The sequence below is a fragment of the Brunnivagina elsteri CCALA 953 genome (genome assembly GCF_002289455.1).
GTDB classification, from domain to species: Bacteria; Cyanobacteriota; Cyanobacteriia; order Cyanobacteriales; family Nostocaceae; genus Brunnivagina; species Brunnivagina elsteri.
Window position 1 is genome coordinate 25,963 of record NZ_NTFS01000002.1, and the last position, 23,827, is coordinate 49,789.

Below are 23,827 nucleotides of genomic sequence, written 5' to 3' on the forward strand. Positions count from 1 at the left end.
ATGGAGTTCAAAAGTAAAAACACGGATACGTCAAAAATATTTAATACACAAAAATAAATTTGTTATCGTATCTACGTTGTATTTATCACATAAAAAAGAGTGAAAACTTAACTTAATCCAATTATCAATACCCCTTACCAGGCGCTACAGACCATCCTAAACTGAAGGAGGAGTTGAACAGTAGAACGGCAGTCGGGAGAAATAAGAGTGAAAAATGTATTAGCAATCATTCTCGGCGGCGGAGCGGGAACCCGGCTCTACCCATTAACAAAATTACGCGCAAAACCTGCCGTACCAGTAGCAGGAAAATACCGCTTAATAGATATTCCTGTTAGTAATTGTATAAATTCGGAAATTTTTAAAATTTACGTCCTGACGCAATTCAACTCAGCCTCTTTAAACCGCCATATTGCCCGTACATACACTTTTACTGGCTTTAGCGACGGATTTGTTGAAGTTTTGGCAGCACAGCAAACCCCGGAAAATCCGAGTTGGTTCCAAGGAACGGCAGATGCAGTCCGAAAATATCTGTGGTTGCTGGAAGAATGGAAGGTTGATGAATTGGTTATCCTTTCGGGAGACCATCTTTATCGGATGGACTATCGTTTGTTTGTAGAACGTCACCGTCAAACTGGCGCTGATATTACTTTGTCAGTAGTTCCAATGGATGAAAGACGTGCTTCCGACTTCGGTTTGATGAAAATTGATGATTCCGGTAGGGTGATTGATTTCAGTGAGAAGCCGAAAGGTGATGTCTTAAGGCAAATGCAGGTTGATACAACTGTACTTGGTTTAACCCCAGAGCAAGCTAAAATCAATCCTTACATTGCCTCGATGGGGATTTACGTATTTAAAAAAGAAGTTTTGATTCAGTTGTTGAATGAATCTTTAGAAAGAACAGATTTTGGAAAAGAAATTATTCCAGATGCAGCTAAAGATTACAACGTTCAAGCTTACTTGTTTGATGGTTACTGGGAAGACATTGGGACGATTGAAGCGTTCTATAATGCTAACTTGGCGCTAACGCAACAGCCTTTACCTCCATTTAGCTTTTACGATGAAGCAGCACCAATTTATACACGTCCTCGTTATTTACCTCCGAGTAAATTACTAGATTGTCAGATTACACAATCGATAATTGGGGAAGGTTGTATTCTCAAAAATTGTCGAATCGAACACTCGGTTTTAGGAGTGCGATCGCGTGTGGAATCGGGTTGTATTATTGAAGATACGATGCTGATGGGTGCTGATTATTACGAAGCCTTTGCAGAACGGCAATGTAGTTTAGAACACAATAGTGCCCCCGTTGGTATTGGTACAGACACAATTATTCGTCGTGCCATTATCGATAAAAACGCCCGTATTGGTCACGATGTGAAAATCATTAACAAAGACAACGTACAAGAAGCAAACCGCGAGAGTCAGGGTTTTTTCATTCGTAGTGGTATCGTAGTTGTCCTAAAGAATGCGGTAATCCCGGATGGAATGATAATTTAGGTAGAGACGACCCGATGGGTCGTCTATATTAAAATTAATATTAAAATTAAATTAATATTAAATTAATATTAAATCAAAATTAAAATCAAAATCAAAATTTAGAGACGACCCACCGGGTCGTCTGTACAAGAATAGGGAATAGTTTCTTGCCCATAATCTATGAAATGTTCGGGAATTTCACTTTGACATTGAGCGAGAACCACACTCAACTTTATTTAAATTTTGTTAATTTTAAAATCAGAGTACTTATTCCTGGGAGTCGTATTTTTGATAACTGCCAGGAAATTAGACTGTGCGACTGGAATTTAACCAGTAATAAATAGTAAATAGATTAATTGTATAAATCGCAAAAACTATATTAGTGATATTTATAGGAGACTTGTTATGGCTGGAACTGATTTTAAAGATTATTATTCCGTCTTAGGAGTCAGCAAAACTGCCACTCAAGACGAAATTAAACAAGCATTTCGTAAACTAGCGCGTAAATTTCACCCCGATGTCAACCCCAACAATAAGCAAGCTGAGGCAAAATTTAAAGAAGTTAGCGAAGCTTACGAAGTTTTATCTGACCCTGAAAAACGTCAAAAATACGATCAATTCGGTCAATATTGGAAACAAGCCGGACAAGGTTTCCCCAATCCTGCAAGTGGGGGTACTGGTGTTGATATGGGAGGGTTTGATTTCGGTCAATATGGCAGTTTCGATGATTTTATCAATGAATTATTAGGTCGGTTTGGTGGTAATGCTGGTGCTACTGCTGGTGGAAACCGTGGTAGTTCACAAAACTATTCCTACCGTACATCAACTTCTTCAGGTGCTTCTAGTGGCTTTAACGATTATGGTTTCCAAAATCCAGCTGGGGGAACAGCAACCCAAGATAGCGAAGCGATAATTTCCTTAGGTTTTGCCGAAGCATTTCATGGAATCGAAAAGCAACTAAGTTTGGGGAATGAAATCATTAAAGTTCGCATTCCTGCTGGTGCAAAAACAGGTAGTAGATTGCGGGTACGGGGAAAAGGACCCATTTCCCAAAATCAGCAACGTGGCGATTTATATTTAAAAGTAGAATTAAAACCCCATCCATTTTTTCAATTAGAAGGGGATAACTTGGTTTGTGAAATCCCAATTAGTCCCGACGAAGCGGTATTGGGTACTGCGGTAGATGTACCCACACCAGAGAATACGACAGCTAAAGTGAATATTCCACCAGGGATTCGTTCTGGGCAAACATTGCGACTGCGGGGAAAAGGTTGGGTATTAGCGAATAGTGGACGTGGAGATTTGCTCGTGAAAATTGCGATCGCAACTCCCAAGGACATTACAACCCAAGAGCGGGAGTTATACGAAAAACTTCGCGGTATTCGTTCCTATAACCCCCGCAGCAGTTTAAATAATGTGCGATTGTAGAAACTTGTGAATGGTTAATTGATATTAGTTAATTGGTAATGCTTGATGGATTGAGACTTCCTATTATCGTAATAATGTCAACCTTAAGGTGTGGGGCATTCTGAACTTTCAAAAATCTTCCCATCAGGCATAATTGCCCCACTCAAATTAGCCTTTTCCAAAATAGCACCGCTTATCTTTGCATCTTTGAAATTCGCATTCGTCAGATTTGCCTCACTCAAATCAGAACTGTTGAGATTTACCCCATCTAGCTTTGTTCGAGTTAATTTTGCTCCACTAAGATTTGCTTTTTTAAGATTAGCCTTTTCTAAATTTGTACTATATAAATTAGTTTGATGTAAGTCAGCATTTTCGAGATTCGCATGATTAAAATCCTCATCAGTAAACTTTTTCTGTTTTACCTTTTTGGGATTTGCGATTATATCTAGTGTTTCGAGTAAAAGTAAAGTTGTATTTTCCCCAGATTGATAAATACTTGAATCAACAGATTCATTAGCACTAAAAAAAAGCTTTTGTAAATCTGCAATCTCCCACTGCAAAGATTCAACCATTTGTACTTCAGAGCGGTTATCAAATTTATCAACTAAATTATCTAACTCCCGTTTAATTCCTAATAAATGTTTCTTTATAACAGCTTGCTGACGCTCCATTTGTTCCATTCTAGAAACTAAAGACAATAAATCCTGTTGTGAATTAGAGATATTCATTGGTTTACAACTAGCTGCTTTACTACCTTTCCTGATAACTGAACCCGTAGGATTCGTTAATTCCTGTTACGAATCATATATTTAGGTTTCCCAGGATAAGACTTGCTGTAACATATCTCGTCTCCATAAAGTTCGTGCGTTAATAAAATTAGGGTTACGGATAAAGAAAAAGTTATGCGATCGCTTGCTGAAATCAATGAAAAAATTCTCCAAAAAAAAGCAACTGTCTTCACAGTTGATGAAGTCAAAGCCCAAGTTGCCGAACTTGGCATTGCCGAAGTTGCCAAAAAAGTCGATGTCATTACCACAGGCACTTTTGAGCCAATGGAATCAAGCGGGGCAATGATTAACTTAGGACATACCGATCCACCAATCAAAATTCGCCGCGCTTGGCTAGATGGTGTACCCGTATATTCAGGCTTTGGCGCTGTCGATTTATACTTGGGCGCTAGCAGTACGGTGGAAACCAAAGATGGTGAAGAACCACGTTCTCGTAAAGCAGCACCCAAAATCTTACGTGGTGGAGGTCATGTCATCGAAGACTTAATTGCCGGGAAAGCAGTACATCTCCGTGCAGAAGGACAAGTTACCGATTGTTACCCACGAGCCACATTTGAAACGACAATTTCCCGTGAGACAATCAATCAGTTTTATTTATTTAATCCCAGAAATCTTTATCAAAATTTTATAGTAGGCGTAAATGGGGGTGACAGAACTCTATTTACCTATCTTGGTCCCCTACAACCTCGTTTAGCAAACGCCGTCTACTCAAATCCCGGCGCAATTTCCCCACTTCTGAATGACCCAGATTTACAATTAGTTGGCATCGGTACGCGCATCTTTTTGGGTGGTGCTATTGGTTACGTCGCTTGGGAAGGAACTCAGCATTTTCCTATCCAGAAACGTTTACCTAATCGAACCCCAATCGGTCCTGCTGCTACATTAGCCTTAATTGGAGATGCAAAACAAATGGACTCACGTTGGGTACGTGGTTGTTACTTTAAAAACTACGGTCCATCAATGATGCTCGGTGTTGGCGTACCTTTCCCGGTATTAAATGAAGAAGTAATAGCCCGTTGTGCAGTTCTAGATAAAGAACTAGTGGCACCAATCGTAGATTTTTCTATTCCCCGGCGCGTGCGTCCCACATTTGGCTTAGTCAGTTATGCCCAATTAAAATCGGGACGCATTGCCATCGAAGGAAAAACCGTACGAACCGCTCCACTAGCGAGTATGTTCCTTTCCAGACAAGTAGCCTTAGAATTGAAACAATGGATTGAGGCAGGTACATTTACCCTAACTGAACCAGTTTCCCCAATTCCAATGGAGCGATCGTTTTTACCACAAGACCGTTGGACGGAGTTTTAGAGTGTGGGGCATGGGAAATAAAATAATTATTCCTAATTATTGTACAGACGACCCGCCGGGTCGTTTGTGCCTAACTCCTACTCATCTTCCGGTTTCGCTCGTTTAACAGGTTTAGGTGTTGGACGACTAGGATTTGGCATTGGTTTGGGAATCACACTTGAAACCGTACTGGGGTCAGCGCTATCTTTTTTGACAGGACGCGGAGTTTCACCCCCAGGAGGTCTGCGGAATGGCTTTTTACTGCCAACCCCAATACCACCACCACCACCGGCTCTATTGAAGGGTCTTCTACCCCCTCCACCAGCACCCGCTTTAAACGGAGGTCGGCGTTTTTTGGGTAGATCGGCAATAGCTTCGCCCTTTTCAATCATCAGCGAATCCCCTTCGCGTTTGACTTGCAAATCCCAAAACTTGCCAACAGCCCGTGCATCCAGCTTGCCTTTTATTTTGAGCTTGAAATATTTGGGTTTATCGTCTTTTTTGCGAGGAGCTTGTTTAATTTTTATAACTAAGCTGTTGCAATCTGGGGTTTGATAAACAACCTCACCACGGATAGAGAAGCCTCCATCTGGGATATCGGACGAAGGTGTCAGGGCTTCTGAAGGTGAAGTTTCTGATTCTGTTGGTTTTTCTTCCTCCTTCTCTTCCTTTTCCCCTTCCTCTTCAGAAATTGGGTCTTTGGCGAGTTTTTCTGGTTCCCAAACGCCAACAATTTGCAGGTGTAATTCGTCGTCCTCTTGGCGAGTACGCGGATAAACGACCCACAAATGGTCTTGTTCCAAATCGAGATGATTTTTAACCAAACTCATAATCCTTCCAAGGAGAACGGAACTGAGTTCGATACCATCTACGGAAATCAAGGAACCTTGGGTAAATTGTTCTTCACTGGCTACATAACGACCTCGAACCAAGCCTATGGCTCGGTACTGCATCGGTTCGCTTGGCGGGGGAATCGGCTGGTGTCGATTCGCGAATTTGTCATCTTCAGCGTTGTCACTGTTGATTACAAGCGAATTTTCCTCCTGGGGAGTTTGTTCTTGGGTAAGAACTTCTTCCTTGGGAGTTTCGATACTAGTTTGGTCTTTGTTTGTTTTACTTGGTTTAGATGGTTCAGGCGACGGCATCAGGTCGGAATTCATAACAACTCCTTGCGGCGGAGACATATCCCATTGTGGGACTTAAATAAAAAAGGAAACTGGAAAGAGCGTTTGTGTGGCTGGTGAAAGTATATTTCTTTCCCAACTACCGTTCCAGCGTACCCCATGTGATACTGAAGACGCGATATAAGTATCTTAAATTGGGTTGACCCATGTGGGATACTGGCTTAAATTTCGCGCACTTACACTCTTCTGTGTAATTTAGCGCCTTTATACTAGTTTCGGAAGCATACCACAGTTACAATTCTGACGGTTCCTCCTAAAGTTGTCACTCGTTTTTACATAACATATTCCTATTTGTTATAAAGTTCACGGGTATTTTGTAGCATTCCGCAAAGTTTTCTAAATTTTTAATTTTTTCGATTTTTTGTCAACATAGTTTCATTAATACTAAAGGAAGGTCTTGTGTCTGAATCGGGAAATCGCTGGATTGTAAGAGTCGTATTAGTGCTGGCTGCTCTTTTGCTTGCGGGAGTCTCTGTCGCTCCTATGATTATCGAGGCATTAAATAATAAGGACGCTCGTTCTCAAACCAATAACCCCAACAGCCCTAGTGGACGCAATTCGTCGAATCCCGATGATATCAAGGCGAAACTGGAAGACGAAGTACGGGGTTACGAACAGGTTTTGCAGAAAGACTCCGATAATCAAACTATACTCAAAGGCTTAGTTAAGGCAAGGTTGAATTTACTTGCTTTGAAAAAAGGTCAGGGAACACTTGTATCTGATGATTTTAAACCTGTGATTGAGCCACTTGAGCGTCTTGTTAAGCTCAATCCCCAAGATACGGAACAAACTGTTTTACTCGCGCAGCTAAAAGAATCGATTGGCGATCGCGAAGGGGCAGCACAAAATTTACGCGCTGTTTTAGAAACTCGACCTGGGGACACAAAAGCCATCCAAGCAATGGTATCGTTGCTGATGAATCAAAAGCGTCCGGAAGCTGCGATCGGTTTGCTTGAAGAAACCTTGGCTAAAGCTCCCCAGGCAAATAAAATCGAACCCAATAGCGTTGATACTATTGATGTTCAAGTTTTATTGGGCAATATCCATGCTAATCAAAAACGTTATGGAAAGGCTTTTGAGATGTATGAGAAAGCCAGCAAGACCGACCCGAAAGATTTCCGTCCGATTTTGGCAAAAGCTCTAGTTCTCAAAGAACAAGGCAAAATTGACGAGGCTAAACCCTTATTTGCTAATGCTGCTGTACTTGCTCCTGCACGCTACAGGGACGAAATTAATAAAGCTGCAATCGAAACACCAACTCCAGTTCCTACTGCGACAGCTACACCAACACCAACACCTTAATTTTAGATTTTGGATTGATGGTGCTTTCGTTTGGATAATTACAAGTTAGGGAACTATTGAAGATAGTTTATGGAGTGAGAACAAACGCTTACAAAGGAAGTTGAAAACAAACAAGATCGTATTCCCTGAATATGATTTTATTGAGTGTGTCCACGAGGATTGGATATAATGACTACTATCACCTATTGCAAAGGATTGCCAACTCCCAAAGTTGAGATGAATTCACTAGGGTTCACCGAGTTTGAGATGTTTTTGAATGCTTATTCAAAAGTGTTTAAACAAGCTGAAATTCTAACTATTGATCATCTTCAGTCTGAGTCAAGCTTCAATAAGTCTCAATGGAATACACATTTACAGACAATTTTTCAAATCAACAAACGTCACGCTAGCGGGGTTATTAGTTCGGCTAAAGGCAGACTGGACGGAGCTAATGAGCATCGTTCTCTCCACTTAAAAACTTTAGAAGGTAAAATCAATAGCCTGAAATTATGGATCAAGAAGACTGAAAGAAAACTTAGTTTAGCTAAAAAATTCTATACTAAAAAGAACTGGCAACATTCTAAAACAGGTTGTAATTTCCCTTTGTCTTGTAGTCTCAAATTTAGGGGCAGTAATTGGCAAAACTTAAAGTTTCAGCTTCACAGCAAAAAGCGCAAACTTCATTGTTTTCAAACTAAATTAGAGCATCTTAAAGCCAAACCCATTCGAGTTAGCGTACCTGATAGTAATGTTTTTGTTGTTGGCTCAAAAGATGAGACTTATGGAAATCAAGTTTGTCAGTGGAATGGACAAACCATTACTTTTCGAGTTCCCAAATGTTTAGAATTAGAATTTGGGCAAAAAGTAAGCACTGAGTTAGGGAATTTTGATCGTAAAATCAATCGACTGCCATTAGACGGCGCAAAAACTTGGCACTTTTATCGCAAGGATGAAAAATGGGTAGCAGCGGTTCAATTTACCCCTTCAGCAGTTTTTCAACAGTCTAGACCTATTGAATACGGTTGTTTAGGGATTGACATGAACCCCGGCTCTATTGGATGGAGCTATGTAGATCCTGAAGGCAACCTAAAGTATCATGGTAAAATTCCCTTACAAATGGGATTACCTGCTGGAGCGCAACAGTCCCAAATCGTAGAAGCTTGTCTTCAATTAGTTACCCTTGCTGTTACGTTCGAGTGTCCCATCGTTTGTGAAGAGCTAGATTTTACGGCAAAGAAAGAAAAACTAGGGGAGCATGGCAGAAAATACTCAAGAATGCTGTCAAGTTGGGCTTACAGTGAGTTTTTCAAGCAGTTGTCTTCTATCACTTCCAATAGAGGTATCGAATTAAAGACGGTAAATGCTGCTTACACAAGCATTATCGGACTCGTCAAATACATGAGAATGTATGGCTTATCCTCGGACACCGCAGCCGCAATAGCGATTGCCAGACGTGGAATGAAGCTTCTAGAATCGATTCCTGACTCCATAACCGCCTATTTTGAGGTGAACTCAGAAAAGCACGTATGGAGTCAGTGGAACCAATTAAATAAAAAGATCAAGCAATCTGGTATTAATCGCAGACACGATTATTATGCCATTTCTAACTGGAGTTTTCTAGCCAACCTCTCGACAGAGGAAGTCGCAAGACACTAGAAAAGATTGCTTAAAGTTACACCGTGGACTTTACTAGGTTTACCTAGATTTTTAGAAGCGGAGATTAAAGAATTAGGAATCTCACTCTTATAGTACTTTGTGAAGTTAAGGTCTTAGAGCATGTTTGAAAAGTTTGGGAAGGTATAATTTGTCATTCTGAGTGGAGTTTTACGGAACGTACTCCAAAACGGAGAAGCAAGCTACGCTTTTAGCGTTCCCGCAGGGTAGAATCTAGGGTTTGTGCCGTAGTCTAGGGATGCTTCACTGCGCTAGCGCTCCGTACCCTACGGGAAGGCTTCGCCAACAGCATGACAAATCACAGTTTTTGGCGCTTAATAATTATTTTATAAACACCCTCTTAGAGAGATTTCAACAGAACTTGTCTAATTCTTCTCCTTTTCCAAACCATCCGGACTAATCAACAAATCACAGAAACAGTTTGCTAGTTCAACCCATAAACCTCAATCTATACACTCCATAATGAAATTCCACTGGCTTTTACCAAGTTTTATCACTCTCATCTCCTTATCCCTACCTGCAACTGCCACCAATCCCCAGGTTCATCCAAAAGTACAACAGACATCCAAACAAAACTACATCGCTGATTTAACCCCACAACCACAAAATCTAGCGATACCCGGAATTAAATTTATTATACCAATTCCAGAAAGTAAACCGAATAGTAGTACTATAAATAATAGTGTCGATAAAAACAAATCCCTATTTGCGGGAGTAGTTCCCCTTGGGAAAGAAATGTCACAGCTAAAAACTCAAGTTCAGACATTAATGGCAAAGAATTACAAATTTTTAGCACCGGGAATGTTCTTTCTAGATTTAGAAAGCGGTGACTACTTAGATATTAATGGTGATAAAGTTTTCCCCGCAGCTAGTACAATTAAATATCCAGTCTTAATTGCATTATTTGAACAAGTAGACGCAGGAAAAATTAAACTTGACGAAACCCTAGTACTACGGAGTAGCCAAAAAGCCGCAGGTTCAGGAACATTACAGTATCAAGCATCGGGAATCCATTTAAGCGTTGCCGAGACTGTAAACAAAATGATTTCCATCAGCGATAATACAGCAACCAACATGATTATCGACCGCTTGGGAGGCAAAGAAAAATTAAACCAAAGATTTCAGAATTGGGGATTGCAAAGCACAGTAATTCGTAACCGACTAGGGGATTTTAAAGGCACAAATACAACCAGTGCCAAAGATTTAGTCCGCTTATCAGCATTAATTGAAAATCATAAATTAATTTCCGACACCAGTCACCTCCAAGTAATAGAAATTATGCGTAATTGTCACAATGCCAAACTCCTAGCAGCAGGAGTAGGTAAAGGAGGAAAAATAGCTCACAAAACCGGAGATATTGGTTTTGTAGTCGGAGATGCTGGTATTATCGAAATGCCCAACGGACACCGTTACCTAGCAGGATTCTTCGTTCGTAGACCCCATGACGACGAACGTGGGAGAGAATTTGTGCGTCGAGTCTCACGAATGGTATACGAACATTTCGACCACCCAGTCATAACCCAAAAGTAACCACTAGGGGATGGGAAATCGCAAAATTTCTCCCCAATTCCCAATCCCCAATTCTCAATTCCAAATTCCTAACCTATCCCCAACCTCCCAGCCAAAGCAGGAGTCAAAGGAATAAGCGTTGCCACCATCAGAAATAAAGCCAGCAAACCCAAAGCAGCACGGGCATCATCAGGTTCAGTGATTTCATTCAAACTAGGACGCTCCAAATCCCGTTGTAAAAAGAAAATTGCGATCGCCCAATACATAGCTAGGGGATTACCCAAAGACACTATCACCAACACCAATAAAGTCGCAAACGTGGTTCTATTGGCAATTTTACGTCCATAAATAGCTTGAACGATGCGACCCCCATCCAATTGTCCAGCTGGCATCAAATTGAGCGCAGTCACCACTAAACCCAACCATCCAATTGCCACCAGAGGATGAATTCCCACCACAGGTGCTTGGATAGCCGAACCCAGAATAACCTTTGCCAAACTTCCAACTAAAATCGAACCTTGGAAAAATTGACTAGGTAACTGAAACAACGAATTTGGTTGGGACAGTAGTAACCCCACCACCAACATAACTAAAGAGAGAATTCCACCTGCTGCTGGTCCAGAAGCAGCAATATCAAATAGAACCCTACGGCTAGGTACTAACGACTCAAACCTAGTAATTGCACCGAACGAACCAATTTGGACAGCAGGAAGTAAAAAAGGAAAACTCAAGCGAACTTGGTAACGACGAGCAGTTAACCAATGACCGATTTCATGGGCAATTAACACAGCAAGTAAACCAGATGCGATCGGTAAAGCTTGTTGGTAGCGTGAAGGTTCTGCAAAAAAATCAAAACCTAGTAACAAACCCCCAGTTTCCAGAGATGTGGCAATTGTCGCAATTAGCAAAATCAGAGCAAATACCTTTTGTAGTAGGGTTGTCGTCAAAGGGTCATTCCGACTCGGTAGAACGACAACTACGGGTTTTTCCTCACTACCCTCAACCAAAAACAAACGATATTTATCACCCAAGCGTTTTTGTAAACCCTCAGTTAAACGGTTATGGACAGCTTCCCCTTCCCCCCTGAGATTACCTTTGAAAATAGCACCTTCCTGGTAGGGAATAGTTTCTGTTGCGAAAAAGCTATCAATACCGAAAATACCCTTGATTACGCTCAAATCTTCATCGGGAATGGGAATAAATTCAACTGCATTTGGTGCTAACGCAGATGAATCACTATTTTCCCCGCCATTGTTTGTCGTATTTGTCGATATATCCTTCTGTGACAACCTTTCAGCAGCTTTTTGGCGTAAAATATTATCAATACCAGCCGCACGCAGTCGTCTTCCTAAATAAACATAAAGTCCTGTGGAAGCAACTAAGAAAAAGAGAATAGCAACAATATTTACATAAATCCCAGCTGCGAACAAGCCAAAGAATAACAGCCAGGGAGCCATTAATACAAGGGACTGCAACCAGGCTAAGATTCCTAGTTTACCAAAAGGTCTGGCGCGGTAAAAGCCCCAACCCAAAATACCAACAGCGATAATCACGACGATCGCAACTACAGGAGTCTCTGACGCAGTAAACATCTTCCAAACCTTTGTTTTACAAAATCAAGCCTGAATTAGCCATTTATTAAAGACTATCTAATTAATGTATGGGGAAATGGGCAAACGGGGAAGGGGTTATGAGTTATGTCCTACAAATATCCAATGCCAATTCCAGGGCTGTTTCATTCTTTATAGAAAAATCTGAAAGTCTTATTTTTTCGTTTCAATTTAGGTTAGTCGTAGGGGTAGAGTCTCCCCACCCTGATAATATCGTTGGTAAACTTAATTATCTCTGTAAAATAAAACAGCCCTATGTCCTACAAATATCCAATGCCAATTCCAGGGCTGTTTCATTCTTTATAGAAAAATCTGAAAGTCTTATTTTTTCGTTTCAATTTAGGTTAGTCGTAGGGGTAGAGTCTCCCCACCCTGATAATATCGTTGGTAAACTTAATTATCTCTGTAAAATAAAACAGCCCTATGTCCTACAAATATCCAATGCCAATTCCAGGGCTGTTTCATTCTTTATAGAAAAATCTGAAAGTCTTATTTTTTCGTTTCAATTTGGGTTAGTCGTAGGGGTCTCCCCATCCTGATAATATCGTTGGTAAACTTAATTATCTCTGTAAAATGAAACAGCCCTATGCCCTATGCCTAATCCCCTATTCATTCATATTATGGTAAGTTGCCACTGCGGAAGGGGAAACACGATTTAAATAACGGAATATCCAATATTTAAAAATCGTGTCCAAAATCACTGGAAAAGTTGCAATAAATAAGAAAATAAAACTATGATTTCCTGGTAATCCCCAATGTCGAGATATTCCTTCCAGAATTACCTCCCAACCGTGAGGTGAGTGAAACCCAACAAAAATATCAGTGAACAAAATGATAATAAATGCTTTAGCACTGTCACTCAAACCATAAACAACATGGTCGAAGAAATCTTTGAGAACTGCTATTTCACGTTTACTAACCATTAATAAAATACTAAATGCTATTACAGAAATAATATCAGCAAAAACATTTTTAATTGCACTCGCACTTTCACCTCGATACTCTTGGGCAATCTCCCTTGCTTTATCCTTTAGTTGTACTTCCATTGCTTCCGCAGAGAGGGGAGAACTTAAACCAATTAAGTTTTGAAATTTGATTCGTTCCTCAAATCTTTGTAACTCAACTAATGCTTCTTCTTCCATCTCATAGTTGATAAAAATCTTTACCGTTTCTTGATTGCGAACATGGTCAACTATTGGTCCAACTACAAATGCTTTTGCAAGTTGATGGGTGAGAATTGGGACAATTATGAGTAAGAGGATAAATCGAACGGAAATGATGGTTCGACGTTGAGCTTTGCGGAACTTTTGGACAACATCTTGCTCTGCATTTGGGTCTAATTCAACTTGCAAGCGGCTAATTGTACTCAAAATGGAACGAGGCAATACTCCTGTTGTATTTGCCTTACTACGCTGTCCATTATTTACCTTACTATATTCTTGTGGTGGAACTGCACCATTAGATTGTATAATTTGTGAATTATTATTTGAATTACTAGATGGCTTAATAACTGAATTATTCCCTGATAGCAATGGGAAATTTGATTGTGAAAAATTTTCTACCCCATCAAAATCAGATTCCTGATATTTAACTGTAATTTCATCAATTATTTTTAATTTTTCTAAGACTTCTGTAGGTTCAATTAACTCTACTCCGTACTTTATAGCACCTTTTTGATTTGCCTCATTCAAAAATAAACGACTCGAATTAAATTCCGTCAACCGCATTCTGACAACTTTTAATTGTTTTCTTAAATCAGATTCAAAAAAAATATTCACACCACTAGATGTTGTCAAATCAAAGCTGATTTTATTACCATTAAAATGTTCATCTTCGATTTGTTTAATGTGTAATGCTGCTGCGTAGGCTTCATCTAAAGAACGTTGTGGTGTTTTTAAATACCACTTATAAAGTGATACTAAATACAAGTAGATTTTTTGAGTGAGACTAAGATTATTCATCGCAGGCAATCATCCAGCATTATTTTGGTTATCTAATAACCTAAAGAGAATGTAAGAGTTATACTAACAAATTGGCAAGGAGACCGTGTGTGATTTTAGATTCGCTTTGGATTGTTGGTCCAAGTCGCTGTGGAAAAACGACTCGCTTGGTAGAACAGTTTTGTATCTGGGTACAAGGAAGAAATCTCAGCCAGGATTTATTTTATACTAATAACTACCGGGGGAACAGTAGTCAGTTTATACCGCGTCGTGTGTTTCTCCATCCCCATGACCCAGGGGTTTTGGTCTTTGCTGCTAATAGTGATAATCAACGGGATTTAGCCGATAAAATAATTACAGCAACTCAGGGTAAATACCCAGTCAGAGTTAAAACTCCCTTAGGTTTTTTTCAAGATGAAATAATTTTATATTTTCCCCTATTAGTCGAATTATTAAACTTAAAAGCGCAATTTCCGGTGCGTTTGCGTCCCGAAACCGAGCAAGAATTAGCGACAAAGTTGTGGAAAAATCATCTTACCGAAGAAATATTAAAACGTGCAGGGTTAAATGAGTATCGTTTGGTGCGTCGAATTCTTGACTTGTTGCAGTTAGCAGCTTTGAGTGGGAAAAGCTGTGGGGAAATTGGGAATGTCCTAGCAACAGCATTGCAGCAAGAAAGTTCCTCCCATCTCGAACCAGAATTTTTTGAGGAATTGCTTTTAGAATGGCGTAATTGGTGCTTAGAACGGGGATTTTTAAGCTACGGAATTATTACAGAACTTTACAGCCAGCATTTATTACCGAATCCAAGTTACCAAAAGCGATTAGCACAGCGATATCAGGCGATATTAGCAGATGATGTTGGTGATTATCCTGCGATCGCACGGGATTTGTTCGAGGTATTACTAAATAAAGGTGCTTGTTCTGCATTTAGTTACAATCCTGATGGGATAGTACGGTTGGGATTGGGTGCTGACCCTAGTTATTTAGCTGGATTAGCGGCAAAGTGCGATGTTGAGATGTTGACACCACCTTTAAATAGCCTGGCAGAGATTTTAGTGGCTCCGATGGTGGAACTTGTCAACGAACAGATATCATTATTGAGTTTGCCCTCCACAGTACAATCAATTCAAACAATGTCACGGGCATTATTATTGCGTCAAACAGCCGAGATAATCATTTCTTCAGTTAGAGAAAAACAAATAGAACCCAAAGATATCGTCATTATTGCCCCCGGTTTAGATGCGATCGCACGATATAGTCTTGTGGAAATCCTCGGCAAGCAAAATATCTCCCTCCATTCACTCAATGACCAAAGACCATTAATAGCATCTCCAATTGTTCGCGCTTTATTAACCCTGATAGCACTAATTTATCCCGGTTTAGGACGCTTAGTAGAACGGGATACTGTCGCAGAAATGTTGGTTGTCTTGAGTAGGGGAGAAGGTGAGAGGGGGGGAATAAATCATGAAGTGACACAAACAATCTTCAATAACCATTCCAACAACTATTCTCACATCGACCCTGTACGTGCTGGTTTAATAGCCGATTACTGCTTTGTACCCCATCCCGAACACCCGAATTTACTACCAGAAACCGCATTCGACCGTTGGGATAGGTTAGGTTTTGCAGCAACCACCGCTTACCAAGACATATTGCAATGGATGGAAACAGAGCGCAGTCGTTTAGAACAGCGCTTTATTCCTAGCCCCATTTCTCTGTTATATGCAGCGATTGAAAAGTTTTTCCTCAATGGTACTATTCTTCCCTACGACCAATTAGCGGTATTACGGGAATTCCTGGAAACAGCACAACACTATTGGGAAATTGACACCAGACTTGGAAACCAGAAAATAGGGAATATTTTCCCCAATCCCCACTCAACCATCGCCGAATTTATCCAATTACTACGACGGGGAACAGTTTCCGCCAACCCTTACCCAGTACGTCCAGTTGGTCCAGCAGCAAACGCAGTCACCTTGGCAACCATCTTCCAATACCGTTCCAGCCGAAAATCCCACAAATGGCACTTTTGGCTAGATACTGGTTCCCCATTGTGGTCTAAAGGTGGTGCAGCAACCTTATTTGGTGCGAATATCTTTTTACGCGATCGCATGGGTCAACCTTGGACAGCAGAAGATGAAACCCTGGCTGAACATCAACGGGTGAAGCGAATTTTAGCCGATTTATTAGGTCGAGTTTCGGAAAGATTATATTTATGTCACAGCGAATTAGCAGTAAACGGACAAGAACAATTGGGACCGTTACTACCTTTGGTTCACGCTTGTATTTCTGTTGTTACTGAACCTGTACAAAGTTAAGAATAATACTTAATTAAGTTTAAGTATCTCTAAAAGCACGGCATTTCAAACAACAGCTTTTTGGGAATTCTCATTCCTATTGATATGGTCCACCCTGGAATAGGTTTCAATCCAGACCTTTGCTCCACAATCCAAAGGATTATCGGGTTGATAAACAACTCGACAACAACCGTGGATTATGACTTCGTGCCCGTAATTGTTGCCTTTGTAGTTTTTTACCGAAATTACCGGCTCTCTAGCTCCTGTTTCCTTATTTCTTTGAATTTCTTGCTGATTAACGTGAATCCTGGAAATAAAATCGGGACGACACTTCTTCCAACTCAATTCTGGTCCCCGACTACCTTTTGTCACTTGGGGTTTGCTATCAACGACAGGAATAACCCATATTTCTCCGACTTTAAAGGCACCCTTAATTCTTCCCGTGTTAATTAAGAATCGAATTCGACTTGTGGAAACACCCAATTTTTCAGCTAATTCTGTGACACTATGATACATAAAAAAACTGTTGCGACCTACTAACAGTTAATTTAGAACAGGTTTTTTCCATTTGTAATGCCAAATTGGCAGTTTTTCCAATATTTTTCCCATAATTAAAGTTCTCAGCATATTCTTAGCCAGCTATTAATCCAACCTCACATTCATCTCTAAAAAATCTCTACAATAATATTAAGTAACGTAAACAACAGAAAATTCAAGATACTCAAATTACCAGGGAGTTAAGATGTTTGGATTTGGGAAAAAAAACGGCTTGCCGAAACCAGAGGAAGCATTACCAGGACGTACTCAAACAATGCCAGTACCCGCAAATCACTTTGTGAATAAAAACCCTCTCAAACCTCCTTTTCCGGAAGGGATGGAAACTGCCATGTTTGGTATGGGATGTTTTTGGGGTGCAGAACGTAAATTTTGGGAATTGAAGGGGGTTTTTAGTACGGCAGTTGGTTATGCTGCTGGTTATACTCCCAACCCCACATATAAAGAAGTATGTTCGGGAATGACTGGTCACAATGAAGTCGTATTGGTGGTGTTTGACCCAAAGGTGATTAGTTACGGGGATATTCTCAAGACATTTTGGGAAAGTCACAACCCTACTCAAGGGATGCGTCAAGGGAATGATGCGGGTACACAATATCGTTCGGGGATTTATACATATTCTGATGAGCAACACCTACTAGCAAAGGCTTCACGAGATATGTACCAAGAAGCCTTGAGTAAGTCGAGTTACGGTAAAATCACCACAGAAATTTTGGTTGCGCCGACATTTTATTATGCTGAAGACTATCACCAGCAGTATTTAGCGAAAAATCCCGGTGGTTACTGTGGTTTAGGTGGGACAAATGTTGCTTGTCCTGTGGGATTGATCAAGAAGTAGTCGTGATTTAAGTAAGATAAATCAGGGTAAATAAATCAGGGCAAACAACCGTTTGCCCCTACGGGATTCTCGATTTGAACAATCAGCTAAAAAGCCTTAACGATCGCAATTGCGGCAGCCCATAACATCAGACTAGCAGGTGCGCCGATAAAAAGACCTGCGATCGCCCAACCCCGTTGATGTTGTTTGAAGTGTTCGATATTTCGCCAACGTCTACTTTTCCAAGCCCATTCATTACCTTTTGCACCAAGTGCGATCGACATCAAAAGTCCAATTGAGGGGAAGAAACACAATAAACCAATCCAAACTTGATTTGTCCATAACCAACCCCAAGGCATGAGAAAAGCACCCCAATTCCACCCTAATATCTCTTCGGGTACGGTTTCGTTAGTATTTTGAATCCCACATCCGGAATTATTAAAGACTTCTTTGTGTGGAGATGATTGATTTGCTTTGACCAACTGCAACCCTGAACCAGATTTCAGCGATTCTAAAGCTGCATGTGCAGTTGCAAAACGGTTTTCCGGTGCAGGTTCGGTTAATTTCTCTAACCAAGCGACAAAATGTGGACTTAGATTTACCAAGTTAGCGAATTGAATCCTTAAATCACGCTGTGGTAATTCGGCAGGAGAAATACCAGTCAACAAGTGAATTAAAGTCGCACCTAATGCATATAAATCCGATGCGGGAACAGCTTTGCCTCCAAATTGTTCCATTGGTGCGTAACCATAGGTTCCAACTACGGTAAAAGTCACACCTTCTTTGACTGCTTTATCTTGAACTGCACCAAAATCAATTAAATGGATGCGATTATCATCACCTAACATTAAATTGCTAGGTTTTACGTCACGATGCAGTACTAAAGGGTTTAATTCGTGTAGATAAATTAATATTTTTAAAACATCACTGGCAATTTTTCGCGTTTGCTTCTCCGTGAAACGTCGATTATCAGCTAACTTTTCCTTAAGAGATTCTCCAGGGATATATTCCTCAACTAGTGCAAACCATAAACTGCGATCGTCAATGCAAAAATAATCGATGTACTGGGGAATGCGAGGATGTTCTAGCTGTTTGAGTATTTGTGCTTCCCGTTCAAATAGCTTCAAATCGTCCCACTGGACAGAACCACCAAATGCAAGTAGTTTCACAACAACTCGTGAATCATCCATATCCGATGGTGCTTGTAAATCTTGAGCTAACCAAGTTTGACGAATCCCATTGTTACCAAGTAAACGCTCTAATTGGTAGCGATTTTGTAAAATCTGTTCTATTTCCAGCATCTTACCCTTGCTGACGGCTGACGATTGTACGCAGAGAGTGACAATAATCCTATGTTAGCGAGAATATACAGAAGATGGTAGAAAAATGTTCAAAATTAATTTTTATTAATTATGATATAGCAATCATAAACAATTCATGAACTTCTTCTCTTCCCTCTTCCCTTGGCGTACTTGGCGTACTTGGCGGTAGTATATCTATATATGTATATTTACTTAAAATATTTTTGCTTAACTTTCCCAACAATCATATGTATATTTACTTAAAATATTTTTGCTTAACTTTCCCAACAATCATATGTATATTTAACTTCAGCAGATGAACTGTATCTAAATCTTGAATATCTCCTTGATGCTGTTGCTTATAATCAAAAAACTCATTCAACTCATTTAAAATTACTGCCAATCTCTTCGTAATATTCGGAATGCGATGATTAGCCAAAACATCCTCACTTAAACCCACACTCTCAAAAGATGAAACTACTTTCAAAATACGTTGAATATCATATTCCTTTGCATATCCAGCAATTTTATAACAATTAAAACCTGGGTCCAAATAATCAGAAAGACCATGATTAACACTCGAAAAAACCTGACAACCACAAGCTAATGCTTCCATTGGTTGCAATCCAAAACCTTCAGTAACCCCTTGCAAAGTCCAATACTCAGCCGAATCATATAAATAAACTTTTGCACGGTTAAATAAAGCTGTTAAATCATCAATAAATGAATCTATGACAAATACATTACATTTTTGTTGTAGCGTAGGAATTAATTCTTCCATTAAATATTGGGAAGATTTGCGAGTATGAACCAAAACATCAATATCACGATAAGCGGCAAAATCCTGCGAGGAGATGCATCCTCCAGTAAAGTTTTGCGAGTTCAAATTAACAAATTGATTACTTATTTCATTGGGCAAATAATAAATTAAAGAATGCGGTGATAATTGTCCCCAATACCCCATTGTATTACGACTAACTGTAATAATGGGAACACTATTCGGTAACTTAAATCCATAACCAGCACTATGGGCATGATAAACAGTATTATATGCCTTGAGTTTTGCTGCTAACTTCGCCACATCAAAACCCCAACTCATCACAAAAATAATCTGAGTTAAATCTACATCAGGTTGTTTGAGAATATCATCTAAAAATAACTTGCCATCCTCACGCTGACGATAAGTGACAACCTCAGCATCACAAATCTGCTGGGCAATATTCATGGTTTTCAGTTCAGCAAACAAACCACCACAGGCAAACTTCGCATCAGTACCAGGAAGCAAAAAATAAAGCGATCGCATATAAAATTTTGGATTTTGGATTTTGGATTTGTAGAGACGCGATATATCGTGTCTTTACATTTTGGATTTTGGATTTTTAGATTTCGACAGATTGTACAACCCAACCAGGAAAATCGGGGTGATGTGGAAAACAAACATTTAACTAAATTTACGGTTGAAGTGAATTAAACCTCGCAACCACAACCATCCGGCAAAACTACCAACAAAATAAGCAATAAAATCCGACCAAGCAAAAGTATTCCCCAAAACTAACCTACCAACCAAAGTCGATCGGGCAGCTTGTAAAAATGGAGGTTGCCAAAGTTGCAAAAATTCCACCCCGCAAGTAGCTATGAATATTGCGATCGCCACCTTTGATGCAGCAGCTTTTGGATACAGAAACCCAACCAACAAAATCCAAAAAATTTCATAAGCAACACTACCCAATAAATCCTGCAACCAAGGCAAACTAAACCCTGGGGAAAACCTGACCACATAACCAAAAGGAACAATAAAAATAATACTAATTAATAACGCCAAACGATATCTCATAGAAAAATCATAATTTAGCCATCCAAACCCGATTAGAGACACTCCATCAAAGCATCTCTAATCGCCTTCTATCTGCCGATTCCTCACTCTTTCCAATTAACTTTAACAAAATGAGCTTCCCGTCCCCAAACATCGCGAGTCATGGTGATATTCTCAATCCCCAAATTAAAAGGTATGGATGTAGTCAAATAACGCTGGGCTAAAGCACCAACATTGGGAGCAAGTTCCGCAGCAGTGGTAGCAGCAAAACCTAACCCAAATAACTGTTCAATCGGTCCCCGTGGTAAGACTAAATGTATTCCGACAGCCAATCCTGCCGTTAATAGCATCGCCACTGACATATTAGTGCCACAACGGGGATGAACAGCCAAATCCCATTCTCCACTGGTAAGACGTTGGAGAGCAACTGTAACAGCCCTTCTTAAATCGCTGATATTAACTTCACCATAAAGATAAAAACCAAGGTCTGTAGACAAACCTCCAAGCAATTCATTATCCACCTGAAAATTACCCGCAACCCCTCTAGGAAGATGGGGATTTCGTGCTTCACTGAGAACCCAAACTGTAGCATGTTCCAATGCGTGAACCTGCCGTAGTGTCAGAATTTCTTTCAACCCAGGTATAAAAGCCAATTGTCGAAGCAGTTCTGTATCTTGAGTTGGTTGGGGGGCAACAAAATCAAAATTAAATATACCCAGGGGGTTAGAACTACCGTTATTCAAAGCAGAGGTATTCATAATTACGCCGCTCAATCAAACAGAGAAATATGGATTTTTTATTTTTTTAATGTAACGCTTGTACCAAAAAATTAATACTAATTTTTATGGATTATTACGAATTAGGATTACTCCCGACACAAACTTAGATAAAATTAGACCGAAGTTGTAAAACTCCAGTCTACGAGAGAATATTTGACGAAATTTTAAGCAACGGGTAACGGAGGCAACTTTGCCTGATTGGATAATCCCCCTGGCAAGATTCCCACTGAAAACCGAAAGCTAGTAGATGGGTTTAACCTTCAGGATTTTGGTTTGTGCTTTCTTTCTGGAGCAGCTTGATGCTAGGGCATCTACCAGATAGTAGCAAGAAGTTGCTTTCCTGGACTAGTTCAACTTTTCTTGCGGAGACAGAATCAAATACCCATAAATAAGAAGAGATTTTGCCTGTGTTACCTGACTGGTTGGGATTCAAACTACGGCGTGAGGAGAAGAAACATCAACCAGTCAAATCAGCGTTATTATTCCCCGAATGTTTAATCATCTTGTTTTGTTGGCAAAGTACAGCAGTTGACATCATTTAAGCAAACTTTGCCCCATCGCAATGCCCAACGGACAAGAGCGACTCGATTATCGGTTCCCGTTTTGGTGAGAATGTTGCTGATATGGTTATCGACTGTACGTTTGCTGATTTCCAACTTACCTGCAATCTCTTGGTTGGTTAAGCCAGCAGCTACTAAGTCGATGATTTGCACTTCTCTGTCTGACAGATTAACAGGGGTCTGTGACTCGCCACCAGCCATGACTACCTTCCTCTCTTGGTATATGTACTTATATGCTCTTTCTCATTTTAGAAGATTCTTTGGCTGGTAGGTGTTTCAAGTGTTAGCGGTAATACGATTCTCGATATTTTTTTATAACTTCACTTCCCTCTGTCACAATTTTGACCATTAATATTTTTATTAATACTGATTTTGGCAAATATCATCTAGTTATTATTGAAATATCTTGATGTTAAATTTAGCTGAAATATGGTTTTTTGGTAGCAAAAGATGCTACAGATTTGTGTGAACAAATGCCGACAAAGGAAAATAAATTATTGTAGATTTTAAGTTAGAAGAATTTTCTCCAAAATCGGAAATTAAAAAATGAGATGAATAATCCTCGTGTTTTGTGTTTAGGTGAAGTTTTGTTTGACTGTCTAGCTGACCAATTGGGGTTAAAACTCGAAGAGGTTGAGTCGTGGACTCCTTATCCTGGTGGTGCCCCTGCCAATGTTGCCTGTGGTTTGGTAAAGTTGGGAATACCTGCGGGTTTTGTTGGTTGTGTCGGTGAAGATGAACCCGGAAATTCACTGATAAAGCTTTTAAATGATGTTGGAGTTAATACTACTGGAGTGCAGCGTCATTCGACTGCACCAACCCGACAGGTTTATGTGGTCAGAAGTTTGGATGGCGATCGCAGTTTTGCTGGTTTTGGTAAATACGATACTAGTGAGTTTGCCGATACCTATCTGAATGGGAAAAAGCTACCGCAATCTTTATTTGCATCGGCAGATTTTTTGGTTTTGGGAACTCTAGAATTAGCCTATTCGGAGAGTGCTGAGGCTGTTCGTCAGGCTTTAAATTTGGCTGAAAAGTTCGATATGAAGATTATTCTTGATGTCAACTGGAGACCAGTTTTTTGGCAAAATCCCGATATTGCACCGGGAATCATTAAGGAAATCTGCAAGCAAGTTGATTTTATCAAGCTTGCCAAGGAAGAGGCTGAGTGGTTATTTGATACCAGCGATGCCGGGGCAATTAAGTACCGTCTTGACTCGGTTGAGGGTGTTTTAGTTACTGATGGGGAGAATGGTTGTGCCTATTGTTTCGATGAGAATGAGGGTAAGTTACCAGCTTTTTCTGTTCCTGTGGTGGATACAACTGGTGCGGGAGATAGTTTTTTAGCAGGGTTTATTACTCAAGTTTTGATACATGGAACTCAGAGTTTAAGCAATCGCGAAACTGCAAAACAAATTGTCGCTTATGCTAGTGCTGTGGGAGCTTTAACCACATTACAACCAGGTGCGATCGCATCTCAACCCACTCCAGCAGAAGTCGAATTATTTCTCCATAAACATCAATTGTAAATTACAGTTTCTATCCG

At 40.1% G+C, this 23,827-nt stretch carries 19 protein-coding genes; 9 read left to right on the plus strand and 10 right to left on the minus strand.

All coding sequences use genetic code 11. The features are described from left to right. Window positions 1-207 precede the first annotated feature (207 nt). Window positions 208-1,497 carry a glucose-1-phosphate adenylyltransferase gene (locus tag CK510_RS00410; RefSeq protein WP_095719788.1) on the plus strand — a complete coding sequence of 430 codons (1,290 nt, stop codon included), beginning with the start codon at window positions 208-210 and terminating at the stop codon, window positions 1,495-1,497. 384 nt (window positions 1,498-1,881) lie between these two features. Next, window positions 1,882-2,904: a DnaJ C-terminal domain-containing protein gene (locus CK510_RS00415; protein ID WP_095719789.1), complete on the plus strand. Its 1,023-nt coding sequence runs from the start codon at window positions 1,882-1,884 to the stop codon at window positions 2,902-2,904. Between the two features lie 83 nt (window positions 2,905-2,987). On the opposite strand, the gene CK510_RS00420 is transcribed toward CK510_RS00415, so the two are convergent. Then, window positions 2,988-3,611 (minus strand): pentapeptide repeat-containing protein, encoded by a 624-nt coding sequence (locus tag CK510_RS00420; protein ID WP_095719790.1) that lies wholly within the window; start codon window positions 3,609-3,611, stop codon window positions 2,988-2,990. Window positions 3,612-3,785: 174 nt separating this feature from the next. Here CK510_RS00420 and CK510_RS00425 point away from each other — a divergent pair, with 174 nt between their 5' ends. Further along, complete coding sequence (locus CK510_RS00425; protein WP_095719791.1) at window positions 3,786-4,979, plus strand: homocysteine biosynthesis protein; 1,194 nt, start codon at window positions 3,786-3,788, stop codon at window positions 4,977-4,979. 77 nt (window positions 4,980-5,056) lie between these two features. Here the strand turns inward: CK510_RS00425 and patR are convergent, their stop codons facing one another. Further along, window positions 5,057-6,118, minus strand: coding sequence for a heterocyst master regulator PatR (gene patR, locus CK510_RS00430; protein ID WP_095719792.1), 1,062 nt, complete (start codon window positions 6,116-6,118; stop codon window positions 5,057-5,059). Between the two features lie 423 nt (window positions 6,119-6,541). Between patR and CK510_RS00435 the strand changes: the two genes are divergently transcribed. From CK510_RS00435 to CK510_RS00445, 3 genes are all read left to right on the plus strand, one after another. Further along, on the plus strand, window positions 6,542-7,444 hold the full coding sequence (locus CK510_RS00435) for a tetratricopeptide repeat protein (protein ID WP_095719793.1): 903 nt from the start codon (window positions 6,542-6,544) through the stop codon (window positions 7,442-7,444). Between the two features lie 168 nt (window positions 7,445-7,612). Continuing rightward, a complete protein-coding gene (locus CK510_RS00440) occupies window positions 7,613-9,079 on the plus strand; it encodes an IS200/IS605 family element transposase accessory protein TnpB (RefSeq protein ID WP_095719794.1) in 1,467 nt (488 codons plus the stop codon). Between the two features lie 480 nt (window positions 9,080-9,559). Beyond that, window positions 9,560-10,627 carry a serine hydrolase gene (locus tag CK510_RS00445; protein WP_095719795.1) on the plus strand — a complete coding sequence of 356 codons (1,068 nt, stop codon included), beginning with the start codon at window positions 9,560-9,562 and terminating at the stop codon, window positions 10,625-10,627. 68 nt (window positions 10,628-10,695) lie between these two features. Here the strand turns inward: CK510_RS00445 and CK510_RS00450 are convergent, their stop codons facing one another. Both CK510_RS00450 and CK510_RS00460 read right to left on the minus strand, forming a co-directional pair. Continuing rightward, window positions 10,696-12,198, minus strand: a complete 1,503-nt coding sequence (locus CK510_RS00450; protein ID WP_095719796.1) for a site-2 protease family protein — start codon at window positions 12,196-12,198, stop codon at window positions 10,696-10,698. Window positions 12,199-12,821: 623 nt separating this feature from the next. Then, window positions 12,822-14,177, minus strand: a complete 1,356-nt coding sequence (locus tag CK510_RS00460; RefSeq protein WP_095719798.1) for a proton extrusion protein PcxA — start codon at window positions 14,175-14,177, stop codon at window positions 12,822-12,824. Between the two features lie 89 nt (window positions 14,178-14,266). Here CK510_RS00460 and CK510_RS00465 point away from each other — a divergent pair, with 89 nt between their 5' ends. Continuing rightward, entirely contained in the window at window positions 14,267-16,477 is a 2,211-nt protein-coding gene (locus CK510_RS00465; RefSeq protein WP_095719799.1) for a PD-(D/E)XK nuclease family protein, read from the plus strand. Window positions 16,478-16,522: 45 nt separating this feature from the next. Here the strand turns inward: CK510_RS00465 and CK510_RS00470 are convergent, their stop codons facing one another. After that, the gene (locus CK510_RS00470) at window positions 16,523-16,972 is read right to left on the minus strand and encodes a helix-turn-helix domain-containing protein (protein WP_095719800.1); all 450 of its coding nucleotides are present in this window, start codon (window positions 16,970-16,972) and stop codon (window positions 16,523-16,525) included. A 226-nt stretch (window positions 16,973-17,198) separates the two neighbouring features. Between CK510_RS00470 and msrA the strand changes: the two genes are divergently transcribed. Beyond that, complete coding sequence (msrA, locus tag CK510_RS00475) at window positions 17,199-17,849, plus strand: peptide-methionine (S)-S-oxide reductase MsrA (RefSeq protein WP_095719801.1); 651 nt, start codon at window positions 17,199-17,201, stop codon at window positions 17,847-17,849. An 86-nt stretch (window positions 17,850-17,935) separates the two neighbouring features. Here msrA and CK510_RS00480 read toward each other — a convergent pair whose 3' ends face one another. The 5 genes from CK510_RS00480 to pedR all read right to left on the minus strand — a co-directional run bounded on the left by CK510_RS00480 (window position 17,936) and on the right by pedR (window position 22,482). Next, the gene (locus tag CK510_RS00480) at window positions 17,936-19,129 is read right to left on the minus strand and encodes a serine/threonine protein kinase (RefSeq protein WP_095719802.1); all 1,194 of its coding nucleotides are present in this window, start codon (window positions 19,127-19,129) and stop codon (window positions 17,936-17,938) included. 256 nt (window positions 19,130-19,385) lie between these two features. Continuing rightward, window positions 19,386-20,432 carry a glycosyltransferase gene (locus CK510_RS00485; RefSeq protein ID WP_095719803.1) on the minus strand — a complete coding sequence of 349 codons (1,047 nt, stop codon included), beginning with the start codon at window positions 20,430-20,432 and terminating at the stop codon, window positions 19,386-19,388. A 138-nt stretch (window positions 20,433-20,570) separates the two neighbouring features. Continuing rightward, entirely contained in the window at window positions 20,571-20,963 is a 393-nt protein-coding gene (locus CK510_RS00490; protein WP_095719804.1) for a ribosomal maturation YjgA family protein, read from the minus strand. Between the two features lie 83 nt (window positions 20,964-21,046). Continuing rightward, the gene (locus CK510_RS00495) at window positions 21,047-21,700 is read right to left on the minus strand and encodes a DUF6391 domain-containing protein (protein ID WP_095719805.1); all 654 of its coding nucleotides are present in this window, start codon (window positions 21,698-21,700) and stop codon (window positions 21,047-21,049) included. 515 nt (window positions 21,701-22,215) lie between these two features. After that, the gene (pedR, locus tag CK510_RS00500) at window positions 22,216-22,482 is read right to left on the minus strand and encodes a photosynthetic electron transport-dependent transcriptional regulator PedR (protein ID WP_095719806.1); all 267 of its coding nucleotides are present in this window, start codon (window positions 22,480-22,482) and stop codon (window positions 22,216-22,218) included. 350 nt (window positions 22,483-22,832) lie between these two features. Between pedR and CK510_RS00505 the strand changes: the two genes are divergently transcribed. Continuing rightward, on the plus strand, window positions 22,833-23,810 hold the full coding sequence (locus CK510_RS00505) for a carbohydrate kinase family protein (protein ID WP_095719807.1): 978 nt from the start codon (window positions 22,833-22,835) through the stop codon (window positions 23,808-23,810). The last annotated feature ends 17 nt before the right edge of the window (window positions 23,811-23,827 follow it).

What these genes read in the sequence shown, in the direction of transcription:
- CK510_RS00415 (WP_095719789.1), top strand. Translation starts at nt 1,882, where the DNA reads ATGGCTGGAACTGATTTTAAAGATTATTATTCCGTCTTAGGAGTCAGC.
- CK510_RS00445 (WP_095719795.1), top strand. Translation starts at nt 9,560, where the DNA reads ATGAAATTCCACTGGCTTTTACCAAGTTTTATCACTCTCATCTCCTTA.
- CK510_RS00450 (WP_095719796.1), bottom strand. Translation starts at nt 12,198, where the DNA reads ATGTTTACTGCGTCAGAGACTCCTGTAGTTGCGATCGTCGTGATTATC.
- CK510_RS00470 (WP_095719800.1), bottom strand. Translation starts at nt 16,972, where the DNA reads ATGTATCATAGTGTCACAGAATTAGCTGAAAAATTGGGTGTTTCCACA.
- CK510_RS00420 (WP_095719790.1), bottom strand. Translation starts at nt 3,611, where the DNA reads ATGAATATCTCTAATTCACAACAGGATTTATTGTCTTTAGTTTCTAGA.
- CK510_RS00440 (WP_095719794.1), top strand. Translation starts at nt 7,613, where the DNA reads ATGACTACTATCACCTATTGCAAAGGATTGCCAACTCCCAAAGTTGAG.
- pedR (WP_095719806.1), bottom strand. Translation starts at nt 22,482, where the DNA reads ATGGCTGGTGGCGAGTCACAGACCCCTGTTAATCTGTCAGACAGAGAA.
- CK510_RS00460 (WP_095719798.1), bottom strand. Translation starts at nt 14,177, where the DNA reads ATGAATAATCTTAGTCTCACTCAAAAAATCTACTTGTATTTAGTATCA.
- msrA (WP_095719801.1), top strand. Translation starts at nt 17,199, where the DNA reads ATGTTTGGATTTGGGAAAAAAAACGGCTTGCCGAAACCAGAGGAAGCA.
- patR (WP_095719792.1), bottom strand. Translation starts at nt 6,118, where the DNA reads ATGAATTCCGACCTGATGCCGTCGCCTGAACCATCTAAACCAAGTAAA.
- CK510_RS00490 (WP_095719804.1), bottom strand. Translation starts at nt 20,963, where the DNA reads ATGAGATATCGTTTGGCGTTATTAATTAGTATTATTTTTATTGTTCCT.
- CK510_RS00485 (WP_095719803.1), bottom strand. Translation starts at nt 20,432, where the DNA reads ATGCGATCGCTTTATTTTTTGCTTCCTGGTACTGATGCGAAGTTTGCC.
- CK510_RS00495 (WP_095719805.1), bottom strand. Translation starts at nt 21,700, where the DNA reads ATGAATACCTCTGCTTTGAATAACGGTAGTTCTAACCCCCTGGGTATA.
- CK510_RS00505 (WP_095719807.1), top strand. Translation starts at nt 22,833, where the DNA reads ATGAATAATCCTCGTGTTTTGTGTTTAGGTGAAGTTTTGTTTGACTGT.
- CK510_RS00425 (WP_095719791.1), top strand. Translation starts at nt 3,786, where the DNA reads ATGCGATCGCTTGCTGAAATCAATGAAAAAATTCTCCAAAAAAAAGCA.
- CK510_RS00480 (WP_095719802.1), bottom strand. Translation starts at nt 19,129, where the DNA reads ATGCTGGAAATAGAACAGATTTTACAAAATCGCTACCAATTAGAGCGT.